The sequence below is a fragment of the Amycolatopsis sp. NPDC101161 genome (genome assembly GCF_044768185.1).
In the GTDB taxonomy this organism is placed as follows: domain Bacteria; phylum Actinomycetota; class Actinomycetes; order Mycobacteriales; family Pseudonocardiaceae; genus Amycolatopsis.
The window spans coordinates 1476507-1493479 of record NZ_JBIWPI010000002.1 but is presented as its reverse complement, the minus strand read 5'-3'; the positions used below and the strand labels follow the sequence as shown (position 1 = coordinate 1493479).

General features: G+C 71.2%; 18 protein-coding genes. 6 read left to right on the top strand and 12 right to left on the bottom strand.

Going from position 1 to position 16973, the window contains the following annotated elements; genetic code table 11:
• Positions 1 to 94 precede the first annotated feature (94 nt).
• Both ACIRSS_RS18370 and ACIRSS_RS18365 read left to right on the top strand, forming a co-directional pair.
• Positions 95 to 1111 (top strand): endonuclease/exonuclease/phosphatase family protein, encoded by a 1017-nt coding sequence (locus ACIRSS_RS18370; RefSeq protein WP_400896246.1) that lies wholly within the window; start codon positions 95 to 97, stop codon positions 1109 to 1111.
• Between the two features lie 25 nt (positions 1112 to 1136).
• Entirely contained in the window at positions 1137 to 2231 is a 1095-nt protein-coding gene (locus ACIRSS_RS18365) for a hypothetical protein (RefSeq protein ID WP_400896244.1), read from the top strand.
• Here the strand turns inward: ACIRSS_RS18365 and ACIRSS_RS18360 are convergent.
• Genes ACIRSS_RS18360 through ACIRSS_RS18350 form a run of 3 tightly spaced genes read right to left on the bottom strand, consistent with a single transcriptional unit; the run spans position 2185 to position 4735 of the window.
• Positions 2185 to 3006, bottom strand: coding sequence for an SIR2 family NAD-dependent protein deacylase (locus ACIRSS_RS18360; RefSeq protein WP_400896242.1), 822 nt, complete (start codon positions 3004 to 3006; stop codon positions 2185 to 2187). The two genes, ACIRSS_RS18365 and ACIRSS_RS18360, sit on opposite strands and share 47 nt — an antisense overlap.
• Positions 2999 to 3310, bottom strand: coding sequence for an antibiotic biosynthesis monooxygenase (locus ACIRSS_RS18355; RefSeq protein ID WP_364465153.1), 312 nt, complete (start codon positions 3308 to 3310; stop codon positions 2999 to 3001). The genes ACIRSS_RS18360 and ACIRSS_RS18355 overlap by 8 nt, the downstream gene beginning before the upstream one ends.
• 18 nt (positions 3311 to 3328) lie before the next feature.
• A complete protein-coding gene (locus ACIRSS_RS18350; RefSeq protein WP_400896239.1) occupies positions 3329 to 4735 on the bottom strand; it encodes a M1 family metallopeptidase in 1407 nt (468 codons plus the stop codon).
• 75 nt (positions 4736 to 4810) lie between these two features.
• Between ACIRSS_RS18350 and ACIRSS_RS18345 the strand changes: the two genes are divergently transcribed.
• Entirely contained in the window at positions 4811 to 5557 is a 747-nt protein-coding gene (locus ACIRSS_RS18345; protein ID WP_400896237.1) for an alpha/beta fold hydrolase, read from the top strand.
• Between the two features lie 66 nt (positions 5558 to 5623).
• On the opposite strand, the gene ACIRSS_RS18340 is transcribed toward ACIRSS_RS18345, so the two are convergent.
• From ACIRSS_RS18340 to ACIRSS_RS18320, 5 genes are all read right to left on the bottom strand, one after another.
• On the bottom strand, positions 5624 to 6580 hold the full coding sequence (locus ACIRSS_RS18340) for an N-acetylmuramoyl-L-alanine amidase (RefSeq protein WP_400896235.1): 957 nt from the start codon (positions 6578 to 6580) through the stop codon (positions 5624 to 5626).
• Positions 6581 to 6643: 63 nt separating this feature from the next.
• Entirely contained in the window at positions 6644 to 7519 is an 876-nt protein-coding gene (locus tag ACIRSS_RS18335) for an A/G-specific adenine glycosylase (protein ID WP_400896234.1), read from the bottom strand.
• 9 nt (positions 7520 to 7528) lie between these two features.
• Complete coding sequence (locus ACIRSS_RS18330) at positions 7529 to 8479, bottom strand: glycosyltransferase (protein WP_400896232.1); 951 nt, start codon at positions 8477 to 8479, stop codon at positions 7529 to 7531.
• A gap of 3 nt (positions 8480 to 8482) precedes the next feature.
• Positions 8483 to 8974, bottom strand: coding sequence for a beta-class carbonic anhydrase (locus ACIRSS_RS18325; RefSeq protein WP_400896230.1), 492 nt, complete (start codon positions 8972 to 8974; stop codon positions 8483 to 8485).
• 99 nt (positions 8975 to 9073) lie between these two features.
• Entirely contained in the window at positions 9074 to 10174 is a 1101-nt protein-coding gene (locus ACIRSS_RS18320; RefSeq protein ID WP_400896228.1) for a LacI family DNA-binding transcriptional regulator, read from the bottom strand.
• Between the two features lie 188 nt (positions 10175 to 10362).
• Between ACIRSS_RS18320 and ACIRSS_RS18315 the strand changes: the two genes are divergently transcribed.
• Genes ACIRSS_RS18315 through ACIRSS_RS18305 form a run of 3 tightly spaced genes read left to right on the top strand, consistent with a single transcriptional unit; the run spans position 10363 to position 13007 of the window.
• Positions 10363 to 11268, top strand: coding sequence for a metal ABC transporter solute-binding protein, Zn/Mn family (locus ACIRSS_RS18315; protein ID WP_400896226.1), 906 nt, complete (start codon positions 10363 to 10365; stop codon positions 11266 to 11268).
• Positions 11269 to 11270: 2 nt separating this feature from the next.
• Entirely contained in the window at positions 11271 to 12116 is an 846-nt protein-coding gene (locus ACIRSS_RS18310; RefSeq protein ID WP_400896224.1) for a metal ABC transporter ATP-binding protein, read from the top strand.
• Positions 12117 to 12119: 3 nt separating this feature from the next.
• Positions 12120 to 13007 (top strand): metal ABC transporter permease, encoded by an 888-nt coding sequence (locus ACIRSS_RS18305; RefSeq protein WP_400896222.1) that lies wholly within the window; start codon positions 12120 to 12122, stop codon positions 13005 to 13007.
• Here ACIRSS_RS18305 and ACIRSS_RS18300 read toward each other — a convergent pair whose 3' ends face one another.
• The 4 genes from ACIRSS_RS18300 to ACIRSS_RS18285 are packed head-to-tail and all read right to left on the bottom strand — an operon-like array spanning position 13008 to position 16921.
• Positions 13008 to 13799, bottom strand: a complete 792-nt coding sequence (locus ACIRSS_RS18300) for an SDR family NAD(P)-dependent oxidoreductase (RefSeq protein ID WP_400896220.1) — start codon at positions 13797 to 13799, stop codon at positions 13008 to 13010.
• 40 nt (positions 13800 to 13839) lie between these two features.
• The gene (locus tag ACIRSS_RS18295; protein WP_400896218.1) at positions 13840 to 14466 is read right to left on the bottom strand and encodes a TetR family transcriptional regulator; all 627 of its coding nucleotides are present in this window, start codon (positions 14464 to 14466) and stop codon (positions 13840 to 13842) included.
• Positions 14467 to 14502: 36 nt separating this feature from the next.
• Positions 14503 to 15711 (bottom strand): DUF445 domain-containing protein, encoded by a 1209-nt coding sequence (locus ACIRSS_RS18290; protein ID WP_400897528.1) that lies wholly within the window; start codon positions 15709 to 15711, stop codon positions 14503 to 14505.
• Between the two features lie 37 nt (positions 15712 to 15748).
• Positions 15749 to 16921: a DUF445 domain-containing protein gene (locus ACIRSS_RS18285; RefSeq protein ID WP_400897526.1), complete on the bottom strand. Its 1173-nt coding sequence runs from the start codon at positions 16919 to 16921 to the stop codon at positions 15749 to 15751.
• Positions 16922 to 16973 lie beyond the last annotated feature (52 nt).

Sequence of the window (16973 nt, the reverse complement as noted above, 5' to 3'; positions counted from 1 at the left end):
TTCGCTGTCGCGTTCTGAGGACACTGTGACCGGACGCGCTGGCAGCACGCGCACAGCGCGCTGGCAGCGGCTGGCAGGCGCTGGTGGAGATCTTGTGGAGGAGTTGTCGGCCCCCGGGCCGGCCGGCGATCACCTCGGCATACTCGGCACCATGACGGTTGCGGAAGAGACGCGCGTCCGGCGGAAGAATCCGCTGGTCACGGCCTTGTTGGTGGTGCCGCTGGTGCTGCTGGCCGGAGTGGCCGCGCTGCGCTTGATCGGCTTCGACGGCGACTGGTACACCCTCGTCGCGCTGGCGCTGACGCCGTTCGCGGCGGCCGCCGGCCTGCTGCTCGGCGGGCTGGCGCTGGCCTTGCGGCGCTGGTGGATCGGCGGGGTCGCGCTGGTGCTGGCGGTCGCCCTGGCCGTTCTCGTGCTGCCGCGGCTGTCGGCGAGCGACCAGCGCGAAGTGCACGGCAAGACACTGCGCGTGCTCGCGTCGAACCTCCTGTACGGCCAGGCGGACCCGAAATCCGTCGTCGACCTGGTGCGCGAGCAGCGGATCGACGTGCTGAACCTGGTCGAGCTGACGCCCCGCGCGGTCGACGGCCTGACCGCGGCCGGGCTGTTCCAGCTGCTGCCGTACCGGGTGCTGCACCCGGCGGCGGGCGCGTTCGGCTCCGGGATCGTGTCGCGCTTCCCGCTGACGGAGGTCAACCTGACGGGTGATTCGGCGGCCAAGCAGCCGGGCGCGCAGGCCGACCTCGGCGACGGCGTGGTGGCGGAGATCGTCGCCGTCCACCCGATCTCCCCGGACGTCGACACCCCGCAGTGGGAGCGCGAGATCAAGGACCTCTCGCGCGCGGCGGGCGAGCACGGCCTGCGCATCCTGGCGGGCGACTTCAACGCGACGCTCGACCACGCGGCGTTCCGGACGGTGCTGTCCCGCGGCTACAACGACGCGGCCGAGGAGCGCGGCTCGGGGCTGACGCCGACGTGGCCGTCGTCGTCTCCGGTGGTGACAATCGACCACGTGGTGGTCGACAACCGCGCGGCGGTCCAGGACTACCGCGTGTTCGACGTCGCGGGCAGCGACCACCGGGCGGTGTTCGCCGAAGTGCGCCTGCCGTGACGTCGTCCCTGGCACGCTGACCGGTATGCGAAGACTCGTGCTCGCCCTCGTCCTGGTGGCCGCCGCCTGCGGGCAGCCCGACGCGGCTCCGGCGGACGACGGCCCGAAGAGCGCGCTCGGCTTCACCGCGCACGCGGGTGCGGTGGAGTTCCCGTCCGACACCGACTGGATCCCCACGACCGGCGGGCTGAACGCCTTGGTCCCGCTGAAGAGCTGCGTGCTCGGCATCGGCGACTACGCGACCGGCAACCGCATGCTCAACGCGAACTGGACCGGCTCGGCGGACTGCACGTCGTTGCGGATCGGCCCGATCGGCGGCGGCCTCCCGGCGGTGGCCGCGGTACCGGACCCGGACGGCTCGGTGCTGGGGGCCGGCGCGAAGTTCTCGCACCGGGACCCCGGCGGAACCGTGACCGAGCTCGGCGAGCTGCGCGGCCGGCGGGACGTCCGGGCGCTGGCGCGTTCGGGTGCCGGCCTGGTGGCGGTCGGGACGGCGTTCCTGGACGGGCGGACGACCCGGCCGGTGGCCTGGGTGTCGGACGACGGGGGCAAGACGGAACGCACGGTCGTGATGCCGCTCGCCGCGGGCGTGACCGGGGCGAACGGGCCGTCGTCGGTGGCGGCCGCCGGGCCGGAGCTGCTCGCGGCCGGCTATTCGAACCCGCGGCTGCAGCTCTGGGCTTCGCACGACGGCGGCGGCAGCTGGACGGTGTCGGAGCTGGCGACGCCGTCGGACGAAACTCTGGTGTACGGGATCCTGCCGGTCGCCGGGCAGTGGCTGATCTACGGCGAAACCACGAACGGCTACACGCAGAAACCCTTCGTGGTCACCGGGAAACCGGGCAATTGGTCCACAGTGGACACGCCCGGACCCGGCGGTGTCGTGGCGGGCACGCTGGACGCGCGTGGCAACCTCGTGCTGGCCACGCGGACGATCGAACCGAACCGGGGCAACCAGCGTCCGCGCTCTTGCTCGGCGGTGCTGGTGCGGGACGGTCCCGGCTGGCAGCGCGGCGAGCTGGGCTGCGCGGAGTGGCCGGTGCGGGTGGCGACGACGCTGGTCGACGGCCGGGTCATGCTCGCGGGGAACCGCGACCTGTGGCTGCGGCCAGCGCGGTGAGCGTTTCCAACGCTCCGGCCGCGATCGAGACGCCCCGGCCGTGGCGGATCTCCGGCTCGCGCGGGTTGACGCGGATCAGCGCGCCGGTCGCCGCGCTCGCCAGTTCGCTGTAGCGGCGGACCGTCGGGACCGCCTGGCCCGCGCCCAGTTCGACCACCACGAGGTCGCGCGCGGTCCGGCGCCACGCCGTCAGCTCGTCGAGCTGTGCCTGGCTGCGGTCCGGGACCCAGTCGAAGTCCCCGAACATCAGGATGTTGGGCCGCGCGAGCCCGCCGCACCGCGGGCACGACGGCAGCGGCGGCACGGCCCGCGTGGTTTCTTCGTCGATGACGACGTCGACGTCCGAAGCGGACCAGATTTCGTCGCTGCAACGGGAAAGGCACTGCAAGTGGTGGATCGAGCCGTGCGCCTCGGCGACGTGCTCGAACCCGGCCTTCTGGAACTGGCCGTCCACATTGGACGTGAAGACGCGTACGGAGGGTGCGAAGCCGTGCAGCAGGCGGAAACCCTCGTGCGGCACGGTCTTCCGGTACAGGTCGAGCCGGTGGCCGTAGAAACCCCAGGCCAGCTCGGGGTCGTCGGCGAAGTGGCGCGGGTCGGCCAGCTCCTCGAACCGCAGCCCGAGCCGGGCGTACGGCGGGTACGCGCGCCAAAACCCTTCGCCGCCGCGGAAGTCCGGCAGCCCGGAGTCGACGCCCATCCCGGCGCCGGCGCAGATCAGCAGCGCGCCGGCGCCGTCCAGGAGCTCCGCGGCCCGTTCGAGGGCGTCACTCACCCGGCTTCGAACCGAGGACGACCTCGAACTCCAGCAGGTTCGCCCCGGTGGACACGGGCTTGGCGCGCTCGCCCGAGTGCGCCGCCGCGGCCGGGCCGCCCTTCGCCCACGCCTGGTAGGCCTCTTCGGTCTCCCACTTCGTGTAGACGAAGTAGCGCGTCTCGCCGGACACCGGGCGCAGCAGTTCGAACCCGAGGAAGCCGGGCTGCTGGTCGACGGAGTGCATCCGCGCGGCGAACCGCTTCTCCAGCTCGGGGCCGGCGCCTTCGGGGACCTCGATCGCGTTGATCTTCACGACACTCATGGGCCCAGCCTACTGACGTCAGCTGCGCAGCGAGCCGGGGAAGAGGTCGGCGTCCGCGGGGAGCTTCGTCCCCCGGAACCACTCGTCGAAGAACGGCTTCAGGTTCTGCCCGCTCACCTGCGAAGCCATCTTCTCGAAGTCAGCCCACGAGGCGTTCCCGTGGCGATAGCGCGCCGGCCACGCGTGCAGGAGGCGGTCGAACGACGGGTCGCCGATCTGCCTTCGCAACGCGTGCAGCGCCAGGATTCCCTTGTTGTACACGCCCTCGAACTCGTGGCCCTGGCCCATGCCGACCAGCTTCTGCGCCCAGAAGTCCGTGCTGCCGCGGGTGATCTCGATCGCCGCGCGATAGCGGTCGTCGAGGCTCTGGCCCTCGCGCTCGGCCCACAGCCACTGCGCGTACGACGCGAAGCACTCGTTCAGGCAGATATCGGACCAGTTCTCCAACGACACCGAGTCGCCGAACCACTCGTGCGCGTTCTCGTGCACCAGCGTCGGCAGGTCGGCCCACTTCGCGTACGTCGGCCGGGTCTGCGTCTCCAGGGAGAACCGGACGTCCTCGTTCAGGAAGATCCCGCCCGCCGCCGACTGCGGGTACGGCCCGAACTTGCCGCTCAGGAACCCGAGCACCTCGGGCAGGCGGTCGCCGATCGCGCGGCGGGGCTCGGCGCCCGGCGCGTACGCCGAGACCACCGGGGTGCCGTCCGGCAATGTCGACCTGTCGACACTGAACTTGTCGATCGCGATCGTCGTCAGGTAGCTCGCGACCGGGTTCGGCTCGGTCCACGTCCCCGGCGGGCCCTCGCGGCCGTTCGAGATGACCGTCCAGCCGGGCGGGACGTGCGCGGTCAGCGTGAAGGTCGCCTTGTCGCGCGGGGTTTCGTCGACCGGGTACCAGAACGCGGCCGAGTGCGGTTCGCCGACCATGTACGCGCCGCCGTCGGCCGAGTGCTGCCAGCCGTTCTCGCTGCCGCCGTCGTGCGGGGTCTTCGCCGGGTCGCCGCCGTAGCGCACCCGCGTGCGGAACGTCGTCCCGGCGCGGATCGGCGACGCCGGCGTGACGACCAGCTCGAAGGCCTTCTCGCGGGTGAAGTGCGCCGGCTGGCCGTCGACTTCGACGCTGTGGACGTCCAGCCCGCGCAGGTCGAGGTCGAACCGGCTGAGGTCCTGGGTGGCTTTCGCGGTGACCGTCGTATCGCCGTCGAGGTGGCCGCTCGGCGGGTCGTACGTCACGCCCACCTGGTAGCCGAGGGCGTCGTAGCCGCCGTTGCCGTCGTCCGGGTAATACGGATCACCGGCGCCGGCCGCGCCCGGAACCGGGTGCATGGGCGGCGGCGGAGGCGGCGCCGTGACGGCGTCACCGCTGCACGCCGCGGCGAGGACCGCGGCGGCGCAGACGGCGAGGGCGGCGAGTCGGCGGCGCATACCCACCACCATAGGTGATGGATTGCGATCACTTGGTCACGTTCCGCACCTGCGGTTTTGTGGTTAGGTGGCCGCGTGCTCTGTTTCGGCGGCACCGGTGTGCCGATCGTTCTGCTCCACGGACTGATGGGCCGCGCGCGCACGTGGTCGCGGGTCGCGGAGTGGCTCCGGCCCTACGGCGCGGTGTACGCCCTCGACGCGCGCGGCCACGGCAGCGCGCCGCGCGTCGGCCCCTGGACGACCGAGCGGTTCACCGACGACGTCGCCGCCGCGCTGCGGACCCTCGACGCCGGGCCGGCGGTGCTCATCGGGCACTCGATGGGCGGCCTGCACGCGTGGACGACCGCCGCGAAGTACCCGGAGCTGGTGCGCGCGGTCGTGTCCGAGGACTTCGCGCCGGACCAGCGCGGCCGGACCGTCGAGACGTGGCGCGGGTACTTCGAGAGCTGGCCGGTGCCGTTCAAATCGCTGGACCACGTCCGCGAGTTCTTCGGCGACGCGGGCGAGTACTTCGCCGACTGCGTCGAGGAGCGTTCCGATGGGTTTCACCTGGTCGCCGACCTCGAGGACCTGTACGTCATCGCCGCGGAATGGGGCCGGCGCGACTACTGGGACGTCGTCGACGCGATCCGCTGCCCGCTGCTGCTGGTCGAGGGCGAGCACACGGCGATGCCGCCCGGCCAGCAAGCACTCGTTGCCGACCGAGTGTCAGGCGCGAAGCACCTGGTGGTCCCCGGCTCGGCCCACCTGCCCCACGACGAAGCCCCGGAGATCTACCGGGGCGCGGTCGAGGCCTTCCTGAGCGGCGTGCTCAGCCGGTGAAACCACGCGTGACCAGGCGGACGGCACACCGAGCGCGCCGTTGAGCCCGGTGCACCGACCACCTGGTCACGCGCGAGCCAGGTCCGCCCGCCAGGCTGCCGTCGAGCGGTCGGCGGGGACGATCAGCGGCCAGACGTCCGCGCCGAGGAAGCCGGTCTCGTCGGCCGCCCGCGCCGCGGTGCACGTGTCGCGCGGCAGCCCGGCCTGGACGGTCAACGCGGCCACGGCGTCCTTTGTGGACTTCCCGAAGACGCCGTCGGTCGGCACGCCGAACCCGGCGGACCGCAGGAACCGCTGCGCCAGCTGGACCCGCTTGCCGGTGTCGCCCGGCTTCAGCAGCGGCCACTCGGCTTCGGCGCGCGCCACCGAGACGCCGAGGACGCGCCCGACCGCCGTCCGCAGCTCCGGGAGCCGGTTGTAGAGCACCGTGCCGGGGCACTCGGTCGTGTTGAAGTCGCGGTGGCCCTTGATGAACTCGGGCGAAATGCCGTACTGGTGGGCGATGTAGGCGACCAGCCCGACGAGCGAGTCCCACAGCGCCTGCGGCACGTCGACCGTGCTGTAGAGGCCCTCGTTCTCGATGCCGATGACCTCGCTGTTGTGGTTGCCGACGTTCGCGCCCTGGACGTGCTGCGTGCCGCCGCGCAGGATCTCCAGGCTGCGGTGCCTGCCCTCGGTGACGAACCCGCCGCGGCTGTTCGTGAACTGCTGGCCGCTGTCGATCCAGCCGTTCTTGTCCATGTGCAGGTTCTGGATGTACTTCGCGACGTAGAACGCGCGCGCCAGCGAGAAGTCGTTGTTCATCGGCGGATCGACGGCGTGGTGCACGACGATGTAGGTCGGCTTGTGGTTCTCCACCACGATCGGCCCGCTGGCGGGCCGCGCGCCCCACTCGGAGCACCCGTGGATCGTCGGTGTCGGCACGGCCGCGGCGGCCGTCCCCGTGGTCGTCATCCCCAGTGCGCCGGCCGCCGTAGCGGTCACCCCCGCCTTCAGCAGGGTCCGGCGGTCAACAGTGACCATGCGAGAAAAGGTAACTCCGCATCGCGCCGATGACAACTATTGACCAACTTTGGTTGTAGCGCGTTAGTGTTCACCTGGCAGGGCGAAGAGGCCGCCGCTGGTCTGCTCCAGCAGGCCGTCGACCAGCAGGGAGTCCAGGCAGCGGTCGCGCTGGCCGCCGTCGTGCCACACCAGGTCGAGGCGCGCCTTTTCGACGGGACCCTCACTGCCGCGCAGGACGTCCAGCAGCAGGCCGCGGACCTGCCGATCGGTACCCGCGAACTTCTGGACCGGCTTGGCCGGCCCGGCGTACTCCGGCTTCCCGGCGAGCTGCCACGCGCACTCGTCGTAGATCGGGCAGTCCGCGCACCTCGGCGACCGCGCGGTGCAGATCAGGGCCCCGAGCTCCATGATTGCGGCGGAGAACTTCGCGGCGGGCGCGTCTTCGGCGGGCAGCAGCGCCTCGACGTCGGCCATGTCCCGGGTGTTCGACGCGGGCCCGGCGTCCCCGGCCCCGTGCACGGCCCGCGCGACGACCCGCCGCACGTTGGTGTCGACGACGGGCGCCCGCAGCCCGTAAGCGAACGCGGCGACGGCCCGCGCGGTGTAGGCCCCGATCCCGGGCAGCGCGAGCAGGGTGTCCACATCGGACGGAACGACGTCGCCGTGGTCCCGCGCGATGACGCCGGCGGCTTCGTGCAGCCGGAGGGCGCGCCGCGGGTAGCCGAGCTTGCCCCAGGCCCGCACGACCTCGCCCTGGCTCGACGCGGCCAGCGCCGACGGCACCGGCCAGCGCGCCATCCACTCGTGCCAGATCGGCTGCACGCGGGCGACGGGGGTCTGCTGGAGCATGATCTCGCTGACGAGCACGCCCCACGCCGAGCAGTCCGGCTCGCGCCAGGGCAGGTCCCGGCCGTGCGTGGAGAACCAGTCGAGCAGTACGTCAGCGTCCACAGCCACGCCGGGAGGCTACTTCGCCCGCTTCGGCAGCTCGCGGGCGACCTCGTCCGGCGACGGCATTTCCGCGATCTCCTCGGCGATCCCGCGGGCCGCCTCCCGGCAGGAGGACGCCTTCCGGGCCTGTTCGGCGACGGCGTCCGCGGTCAGTTCGCCCGGCAGGAGCCGCAGTGCCGCACCCGCGGCGACGAGCGCGTCGGCGTTGGCGAACTGGTCGGCGCCCTGCGGCAGGAGCAGTTGCGGGACGCCGGCGGCGACCGCGGCCAGCGTGGTGCCGCTGCCGCCGTGGTGCACGACCAGGTCCGCCTGCGAGATCGCCGCCGCCTGCGGCACCCAGGCCCGGGCGGTGACGTGGGTCGGCAGCGGGCCGAGGTCTTCGGGGGCCACGCGGCCGGTGGCCACCACGACGTGCGTGCCGAGTGCGGCCAGTCCCTCGATCGCCGTCTCGAGGACCTCCGGGGTGCCGAACGCGGTGCCGAGCGTCAGGTAGACCAGGGGCCGCCGGAAGTCGCCCGGCTCGGCGAAGGGCACCGGGCGCAGGGCGATCCGGTCGGCGGTCGCCCGGAAGCCCGCGTCCTGCAGGGACGGCGGGCAGATGTCCAGGTGCGTCCCGCCGGCCGGGCGCTCGAGCCCGATCCCTTCGGGGAACAGCCGGCCGAACCCGTGCCAGAGCGCGGGAATCCCGGCGCGCCCCGCGGCGACGGCCACCTCCGGGACACCCCACCCGTGCACGACCAGGTCCGGCCGCAGCCGCTTCAGGTCCGGTTCGAGGTCCTCGGCGTAGATCTCGTAGAACGAGTCCGCGGGCCGGAACGGGTTCAGCCCGAGCCGGCCCAGCGGCCCGTGGACGTGCTCACCGGCGGCGAAGTGCACCTCGTGCCCGGCGTCCCGCGCCGCGACCGCGAGCGGGACCATCGGGTAGGTGTGGCCAGGTGCCGCGAGACCGGCGAAGAGGACGAGCAAGGCCTACTGGACCTCGGTGAGCTTCCCGGTCTTCACGTCGTAGACGAACCCGCGGACGTTCTCCGTGTGCGGCAGGTACGCACTGCGCCGCACCCGCTCGACCGACGTCCGGACGCTGTTCTCCACGTTCCGGAACGCCTCGACCGACCACGTCGGCCGCAGGCCGGTGTCGCTCTCCAGCTCGTCCTTGAAGTCGTCCTCGGTGACCAGCGACAGGCCGCACTCCGTGTGCTGGACGATCAGCACCTCACGCGTCCCCAGCTTGCGCTGCGAAAGCGCCAGCGAGCGGATCATGTCGTCGGTCACCACGCCGCCCGCGTTGCGGAGGACGTGCGACTCGCCCTGCAGGAGGCCGAACAGCTCGAACACCCGGATGCGGGCGTCCATGCAGGTCAGGATGGCCACCTGCAGCGACGGCTTGGGGGACGACCGGTCGCCGGGCGTCACCTCGCCGAGTTCCTGGTTGCGCTTGAGCAGTACGTCGATCGAGGTCATCGGTCACCTTCCGGCCAGTGGCCCCGCGGCGCGGGCGTGCCACTCCATTTGACCCGGTGGGTACCCCGATGAGCAATGCACTACGAGCTATGTCACGGGTCAGCCCCCGAACCAGGGCTCCTCGACCGTCCTAGGGGGTGCCGACGTGCGGCCGACGCGCAGTTCGGTCGGCAGCGTGATCACCTTCGGCGCGCTGCGCTCGGCCGAGCCGAGCAGCAGCCGGCCGGCCGTCTTGCCCTTCTCGAGCACCGGCTGGTGGACCGTGGTGAGGCCGATCCGCTCGGCTTCGGCGATGCCGTCGAAACCGGTGACGGTCAGGTCCTGCGGCACCCGCAGCCCCCGCCGCTCGGCTTCGGCCATGGCGCCGAGCGCGAGGATGTCCGAGGTGCAGATCACGGCCGTGATCTGCGGGTACGCGTCGAGCAGCTGCCGCGCGGCGGACGCGCCGTCGTCCACCGTGTGGTCGAAGCGCTCGACCACCGGGACGCCGGCCCAGTCGACGCCGGCCGCCGAGAACGCCACGGCGAGCGCTTCCAGCCGGGTGCGCTGGACGTGGAAGTGCGCGCCGCTCTGCCGCGCCGGCGAGACGAAGTCGTCGTTGCGTTCGCGGGCCAGCCGCATGCAGATGACGCCGACCTGCCGGTGGCCCAGGGCGACCAGGTGCTCGGCGATCTTGCCGACGGCCGCCGCGTCGTCCGGGCCGACGCGGTCGATGCCCTCGAGGCTCGGCTGGTCGATGATCACCGTCGGCACCGGGCGCTCCAGCACGGCGGCCAGGTGCGGGTCGTCGTCCGGGACGGAGTAGACGACGAAGCCGTCGACACCCGCGCGGTGCACCGCGGCGACGTCCTCGCGGCCGGGGCTGGCGGGCACGAGGTGCAGGCCGACACCGGCGTCTTCGCAGGCCAGGGCCAGTCCTTCGAGCACGCCGACGGCGGCGGGGTCGCGGAAGGCGTAGGAGAGGTTCTCGGTGAGCAGCAGGCCGACCGCGCCCGCCTTGCGCGTGCGCAGGGAGCGGGCGACCGGGTCGGGACCGGGGTAGCCGAGGCGCCGCGCGGTCTCGAGGACGCGGCGGCGCAGTTCCGGGGACAGCTGGTCCGGCCGGTTGTAGGCGTTGGACACCGTGGTCCTGGACACACCGAGCTCCGCCGCGAGCGACGCGAGCGTCGCCTGCCTCCGGGTGCGAATAGGACGTCCCATCAGCAAACCGTAACGGTTCAGATCACTTTCTTGAAGAGACACCCCGGGTGGTCGATGTCTCGATCCGCATGCACGAACTCGCATACACCAAACCGGGATCGGATGGCCAGGAAGTCATCCGGATGGGGTAAGGTGAATCTGACAACGGTTTCCATTAGCGTCTCAGTGTCGTCAGGAGAGTTCTTCAGATGAGTTCCCGCCGCACCAGGAGCGTGCTCGCCGCCGCTTCGGCCCTGTCCGTGCTCGCCCTGGCCGCATGCTCCGGTGGGACCTCCGACGGCGGAGCGCAGGCCGGCGGGGACGGCAAGCTCAAGGTCGTCGCCTCGACGGACGTCTGGGGCAGCGTCGTCAGCGCCGTCGGCGGGGACAAGGTCGAGGTCAAGGCGATCATCCACGACCCGTCGGCCGACCCGCACTCGTACGAGACGACGGCTGATGATGCATTGGCGGCGAAGGACGCGAAGCTGCTGCTGTCCAACGGCGGCGGCTACGACGAGTTCTTCGACAAGCTCACCGCGCAGGCCGGGGACGCCAAGAAGCTCGTCGCCTACGACATCGCCGCGACCGGCGACGAGAACGAGCACGTCTGGTACGACCTGCCGGGCGTCGACAAGGTCGCCGACCAGGTCGCGGCGCAGCTCGGCGAGCTGCAGCCGGCGTCGAAGCAGGCGTTCACCGACAACGCGGCCGCGTTCAAGGCGAAGGTCGACGCGCTGGAGAAGCGCCTCGGCGAGCTGGGCGCCAGCCACCCGGGGGCGAAGGTCGTCGTCACCGAGCCGGTCGCGCACTACCTGCTCCAGAGCGCGAAGCTGACGGACGCGACGCCGAAGGCGTTTTCCGACGCCGTCGAGAACGACACCGACGTCCCGGCCGGCGCGGTGAACGAGTACAAGCAGCTCATCGCCACCAAGCAGGTCAAGGCGCTGATCAACAACGCGCAGACGGTGACCCCGCTGACCAAGGACGTCGTCGGGCAGGCGAAGGCCGCCGGGATCGGCGTCGTCGACGTGACCGAGACGCTGCCGCGGGGTGTGACCGACTACATTGGCTGGATGACCGGGGAAGTAGACGCGCTGGCAGGAGCGTTGAAGTAGGCATGGCTCCCGTTTCAGACGACGTACGTCCCGCGGTCCGGGTCCGCGGGGCGGCCCTCGCGTTCGGACCCCGGACCCTCTGGTCGGGGCTGGACCTCGTCGTCGAGCCGGGGGAGTTCCTCGCCGTGCTCGGCCCGAACGGCTCCGGCAAGAGCAGCCTGCTCAAGGCGCTGCTCGGCATGCAGGGCCTGTCGGCGGGCTCGGTCGAGATCGCCGGCGGCCGCCCGGGCGGCGCGAACCGCAAGGTCGGCTACATCCCGCAGCAGCGCGCGATCGACGAGTCGCTGACGCTGCGCGGCGTCGACCTGGTCGGGCTGGGCCTCGACGGCCACCGCTGGGGCCCGGGCCTGTTCGGCATGGCGGCCCGGCGTCGGCTCGTTTCGGAGGCGGTCGACGCGGTCGGGGCTACTCGGTACGCGAAGCAGCCGGTCGGCCGGTTGTCCGGCGGCGAGCAGCAGCGGCTGCGGGTGGCGCAGGCCCTGGTCGGCGACCCCGAGGTGCTGCTCTGCGACGAGCCGCTGCTGTCCCTGGACCTCGCGCACCAGCGCGCGATCAGCGAGCTGATCGACCGCCGGCGGCGCACGGCGGGCACGGCGGTGCTGTTCGTGACGCACGAGATCAACCCGGTGCTGCCGTTCGTCGACCGGGTGCTGTACCTGGTCAACGGCCAGTTCCGGATCGGCAAGCCGGACGAGGTCATGACCACCGGGACGCTGTCGGAGCTGTACGGCACCCGCGTCGAGGTGCTGAAGGTCGGCGGGCAGATCCACATCGCGGGCGCGCAGAGCGCGTTGTGCGAGGAAGAGCCGCACCACCACGAACACGACGTCGAAGAGCAAGTGGGCTGAGTCTTGGATCTGTTCGACTTCGGCAAGACGTGGGAGCTGATCACCGAGCTCGAGGGCGTCCAGACGGCGTTGCTGGCGGCCTTGATCCTCGGCCTGGTGGCCGGCGTGCTGGGCCCGCTGATCGTGATGCGGCGCATGTCGTTCGCGGTGCACGGGACGTCCGAGCTGGCGTTCACCGGCGGCGCGGCGGCCTTGCTGCTGGGCATCGGCGTCGAGTACGGCGCGTTGATCGGCGCGGTGGTGGCGGCGCTGCTGCTGGGCATCCTGGGCGCGCGTGACGCGGACCGCGACTCGGTGATCGGCGTGATCCTGTCGTTCGGCCTCGGCATGGGCGTGCTGTTCCTGTCGTTCTACAAAGGACGGTCCGGGAACAAGTTCGGCATCCTCACCGGCCAGATCATCACGATCGACTCGACGAACCTGACGTTGTTCGTGGTGTCGTCGGCGGTGGTGCTGGCGGTGCTGGCGCTGGTCTACCGGCCGTTGCTGTTCGCTTCGGTGGACCGGAACGTGGCCGTGGCGCGCGGGGTGCCGGTGAAGACGCTGACGGTGGTGTTCGCGCTGCTGGTGGGCGTCTCGACGGCGTTGAGCGTGAAGGTGGTCGGGTCGCTGCTGGTGGTCGCTTTGATGGTGACGCCGGCGGCCGCGGCGGCTCGCGTGACGGCGTCGCCGTGGAAGGCGACGGTGCTGTCCGTGGTCTTCGCGGAGGTGTCGGCGATCGGCGGGATCGTGCTGTCGCTGGCCCCGGGTCTCCCGGTGAGCGCGTTCGTGACGGCGATTTCGTTCTTGATCTACGTGGTCTGCCGCGTGATCGCCTGGCAGCGCGACCGCCGGACGCGGGTGAGCGCGGTGGAACCGGCGTCGCCCGCTGACCTGGCCCCGGTGGGGTAGCTACCGCATCAGGACGCCGCCGTTGATGTCCAGGATCGTTCCGGTGATGTAAGCGGCCTCCGGCGCGGCGAGGTAGGCGATGGCGTCGGCGACTTCCCGCAGGGTTGCCGCCCGGCCGAGGGGAATCGCGCTGTCCCGCCGTGCCCGTGCCTCCGCCACCGTGATCCCGGCTTCGGCCGCCGCGGTCTTCAAGCCGGCGTCGTTCAGCGGTGCGTCGATGTGCAGCGGCGCTACGCCGTTGACGGTGATCCGGTCCGGTGCGAGTTCGAGCGCCAGGCTCTTGATCATCGAACCGAGCGCGCCCTTGGACGCGCTGTAGACGGCTCGTTCCGGGGAACCGAGCTGCGCGTGCCCCGAATAGACGTAGACGATGCTCCCGCCCGGCGCGGTCATGGCGGGGATCGCGCTGCGCGACAGCAGGAACGGGCCCTTGGCGTTGACCGCCATGACCCGGTCCCACTCGGCGGGCGGGAGGTCCTTGAGCGGTGTCCGCGGTGGTGCGGTCACCGTGGCCACGGCCAGGACGTCGAGCCGGCCGTGCCGCGCGACGGTGGTGGCCACCAGTTCGTCACAGGCCGAGGCGTCGGTGACGTCGGTGCGGAGCCCGATCGCGTCGGAACCGGGGTGGGCCGCCGCGATCTTCGCCGCGACTTCGGCGGCGCCGTCCGGTACCAGGTCCGTGAGCACCACCTTGGCGCCGTCCTCGGCGAACCGCCACGCGGCCTCGGCGCCGATGCCCTGGGCGGCTCCGGTGACGATGACAACGCGTGGTTCGGATCCTGAACCCGGCATTCTGACTCCGTCCGCTCAACTCCAACCACAGGGTTGGAAATCAAGCTACGGTATCGCCCGCTCCGTCGGCAACCGCCTTCTCGACGGGCAGCATGATGCGTTCCACGGCGCGGACCACTGCCGCGCGGCGCCGGGCCCGCTCCGCGGGGTTGTCCGGGTTCGCGCCGGTCAGCAGCCGTGCGAGCTGGGGAACGGCGACCCACCAAGCGGCGAGGGCGACGACCATGAAGATGGCGTAGTCGGCGTCGATCTCGTCGTCGAGCGTCCCGTCGCGCTGCGCGGCGGCGTACCGCGCGACCTTGTCCTGGTAGTGCGCACCGCGAGCGGCCTCGTCGACCGGCGGCTCCCGGCTCAGCGCCTCCCACAGCAGCAGGCGGACGAGCTCCGGGTGTTCCTGGTGGTGGTCGAAGGTGCGGCCGGCGAACTCGCCGATGTTCTCCAGGCCGCCCTCCGGCTCGCCCACCGCGACCGCGAGCTGCTGGAGCTGCTCGGACAGCACCGCCTGGAACAGGGCTCGCTTGTCGCCGAAGTAGTTGTACAGCCGCTCCTTGTTGATGCCCGCCCGGTTCGCGATGCCGGCCATGGTCGCGTCCGGCCCGCGCTCGCCGAACTCGACGATCGCGGCTTCCTTCAGACGTCGTCGGGTCTCCTCGGTGTCCCAAGCCATGGCCGGAGCCTAGAACATTCCAACCGTGGGGTTGGATCAGCCGAGCATGAGCAGGACCTGCAGCTCACCCACGACGAACCCGATCACCCCGCCGACGGCGATGAGCTTCCACTCGTCCTGCCGGAACGCCGGCCGCAGCAGCCCCTCGAACTCCAGTGGCGTCAACGCCAGCATCCGCTGCTCGATCATCTTCGCGACGTCCATCGCCTCGGTCAGGTACCCCTCGGCGTAGCGCGCGGTGTCCGGTAGCTGCTCCAAGGCCTTCCGGGCCGCCGCGTGCTTGATCTCCCGCAGGCGCGTGCTGCCCACCGCGAAGGACAGCGGCACCTGCTTGTCGACCGCTTCCGACACGACGTTCTCGACCAGCGCCGCCAGCCGGTCGGCGCGCGGGCCACGCAGGACCGCGTCCAGCAGGTTCTGGACCGTCAGGACCTCGTTGGCGATCAGCTCGCCGTACTGCCGCGCCACCTCCGCGCGCCGGCGCTGGAACTTGCCCTGGAAGATCACCCGGCCCAGCCGGACCGGCTCGCGCGGGACGAAGATCAGCTTGATGGCCAGCCAGTCCGTGCACAGCCCGATCACGCCGCCGAACGCCGGCAGGATCCACGGCTCGCGCGTGAACGCCCAGACGATCGTCTGGATCAGGCCGAGCCCGAAGCCGAAGTAGACGCCCATCCGCGCGATGAACGCCATCTCGGGCCGGGACGTCTCGCGGATCAGCCGGACGAGCAGCGCCTTGTCGCGCGTGAGCCGCTGGACCGTCATGTGCTGGACGTCGAGGACCTCGTCGAGGTTCTCGCGGACGTCGTCGAGGAACTCCCGGACCAGCCTCGGTGCCGACGCCTGGACCTGCTTGATCAGCATCTCCTGCGCCAGCGTCGGCATGACTTCCCACAGCCGCGGGTGGTGCTCGGCCAGCACCTCGCGTGCGATGTGGTCGACCGCGCGCAGCAGCGGCTGCTCCAGCTCGCTGGTGATGATCACCGGGTCGACGCGCGCGAAGACCTCGCGCAGGTCCAGCAGGTTCGCCGTCAGCAGCTCGGTCGCGACGGCCGCCATCCGCCCGCCGTGCTTCGGGACGACGCCCTGCCAGCCCAGCAGCGGCGGGATCCCGATGAAGTCCAGGGGCCGGAACATCATCTCGATGGCGACGCGCTTGGTGACGTAGCCGATCAGCGCCGCGATGAACGGCATCGCCGCGTAGACCGGCCAGTGCAGGGCGAGGTCGTGCAGGACCGCGTCCAACTCCGACCTCCTCATGCCGAGAACGGAACCGTACCGGCTACCCGAGCAGCGCGAGCACCTGCAACTCGCCGACGAGCCCGCCGATCACCGCGCCGACGGCGATCAGCTTCCACTCGTCCTGCCGGAACGCCGGCCGCAGCAGCTGCTCGAACTCCAGCGCGCTCAGCTTCTTCATCCGGTCGACGATCGTGTTGCGCACGTCGAGCGCGTTGATCGCGTAGTTCTCGGCGTACCGGATCGTCTCCGGGACGCGCTCCGCGGCCTTCGCCGCCGCCGTCTGCTTCATCTCCTGGAACTTCTTCGTCCCGACGGCGAGGGCGACGAACGGCTTGACGACGCTGGCCTGCGCGTCGATCGTCTTCTGCACCTCGCGCGTGATCATCGCGAACAGCTTGTCGGACTTCGGCCCGCGCAGCACGGCTTCCAGCAGGTTGGGAATGGTGATGATCTCGCGCGCGATCATGTCGCCGTAGTCGGCGGCGACCTGGTCGCGGCGCTTCTGGAAGATGCCCTGCCAGGTGTAGAGCCCGAAGAACCGCTTCGGTTCGCGCGGCAGGAAGATCATCTTCAGGGCCAGCCAGTCGGTGAGCCAGCCGATGCCGAGGCCGAACAGCGGCAGCACGATCGGCGACTTCGTCAGCGCCCAGACCACGAGCTGGACGCAGCCGAGGATGAACCCGAACCCGATGCCCGAGCGCGCGATGAACCGCATCTCGGGCCGCGAGATGTCGCGGATCAGCCGGTTGAGCAGCGCTTTGTCGCGGACGAGGTTCGTCACGACCATGTGCTGCAGGTCGAGGACGTCCTCGATGTTGTCGGCGATCTCCCGCATGATCTTGGTGATCGCCTTCGGCGCCTCGGCCTGGACGCGCTTGAGCAGCAGCTGCTGCGCGCCGTTCGGCAGCACTTCCCAGAGCCTGGGCTGGTAGGTCTCCATCACCTCGCGCGTGACGTCCTCGACGACCCGCAGCAGTGGCTGCTCGATCTCCTTCGCGACCTGCTCCGGGTCGAGCCGCGCGAAGATCTCCTTGGGGTCGACGAGGTTGGTCGTCAGCATCTCGGTGGCCGTCGCCGCCATGCGCTCGGCGTTCGCCGGCAGCACGCCCTGCCAGCCGAAGGGTTTGACGCCGACGAACTCCAGCGGCCGGAACATCATCTCGATCGCGACGCGCTTGGTGACGTAGCCGATCAGCGCCGCTATGAACGGCATGGTGACGTACACCTGCCAGTGCGTGCCGAAGTCCACGCGCGCACGCTATCGG

Excerpts from the sequence above, each read along its gene's own strand:
- ACIRSS_RS18300 (WP_400896220.1), bottom strand. The coding sequence starts at position 13,799 with ATGCCGGGTTCAGGATCCGAACCACGCGTTGTCATCGTCACCGGAGCC.
- ACIRSS_RS18285 (WP_400897526.1), bottom strand. The coding sequence starts at position 16,921 with ATGCCGTTCATAGCGGCGCTGATCGGCTACGTCACCAAGCGCGTCGCG.
- ACIRSS_RS18315 (WP_400896226.1), top strand. The coding sequence starts at position 10,363 with ATGAGTTCCCGCCGCACCAGGAGCGTGCTCGCCGCCGCTTCGGCCCTG.
- ACIRSS_RS18365 (WP_400896244.1), top strand. The coding sequence starts at position 1,137 with ATGCGAAGACTCGTGCTCGCCCTCGTCCTGGTGGCCGCCGCCTGCGGG.
- ACIRSS_RS18310 (WP_400896224.1), top strand. The coding sequence starts at position 11,271 with ATGGCTCCCGTTTCAGACGACGTACGTCCCGCGGTCCGGGTCCGCGGG.
- ACIRSS_RS18350 (WP_400896239.1), bottom strand. The coding sequence starts at position 4,735 with ATGCGCCGCCGACTCGCCGCCCTCGCCGTCTGCGCCGCCGCGGTCCTC.
- ACIRSS_RS18340 (WP_400896235.1), bottom strand. The coding sequence starts at position 6,580 with ATGGTCACTGTTGACCGCCGGACCCTGCTGAAGGCGGGGGTGACCGCT.
- ACIRSS_RS18325 (WP_400896230.1), bottom strand. The coding sequence starts at position 8,974 with ATGACCTCGATCGACGTACTGCTCAAGCGCAACCAGGAACTCGGCGAG.
- ACIRSS_RS18320 (WP_400896228.1), bottom strand. The coding sequence starts at position 10,174 with ATGGGACGTCCTATTCGCACCCGGAGGCAGGCGACGCTCGCGTCGCTC.
- ACIRSS_RS18295 (WP_400896218.1), bottom strand. The coding sequence starts at position 14,466 with ATGGCTTGGGACACCGAGGAGACCCGACGACGTCTGAAGGAAGCCGCG.
- ACIRSS_RS18355 (WP_364465153.1), bottom strand. The coding sequence starts at position 3,310 with ATGAGTGTCGTGAAGATCAACGCGATCGAGGTCCCCGAAGGCGCCGGC.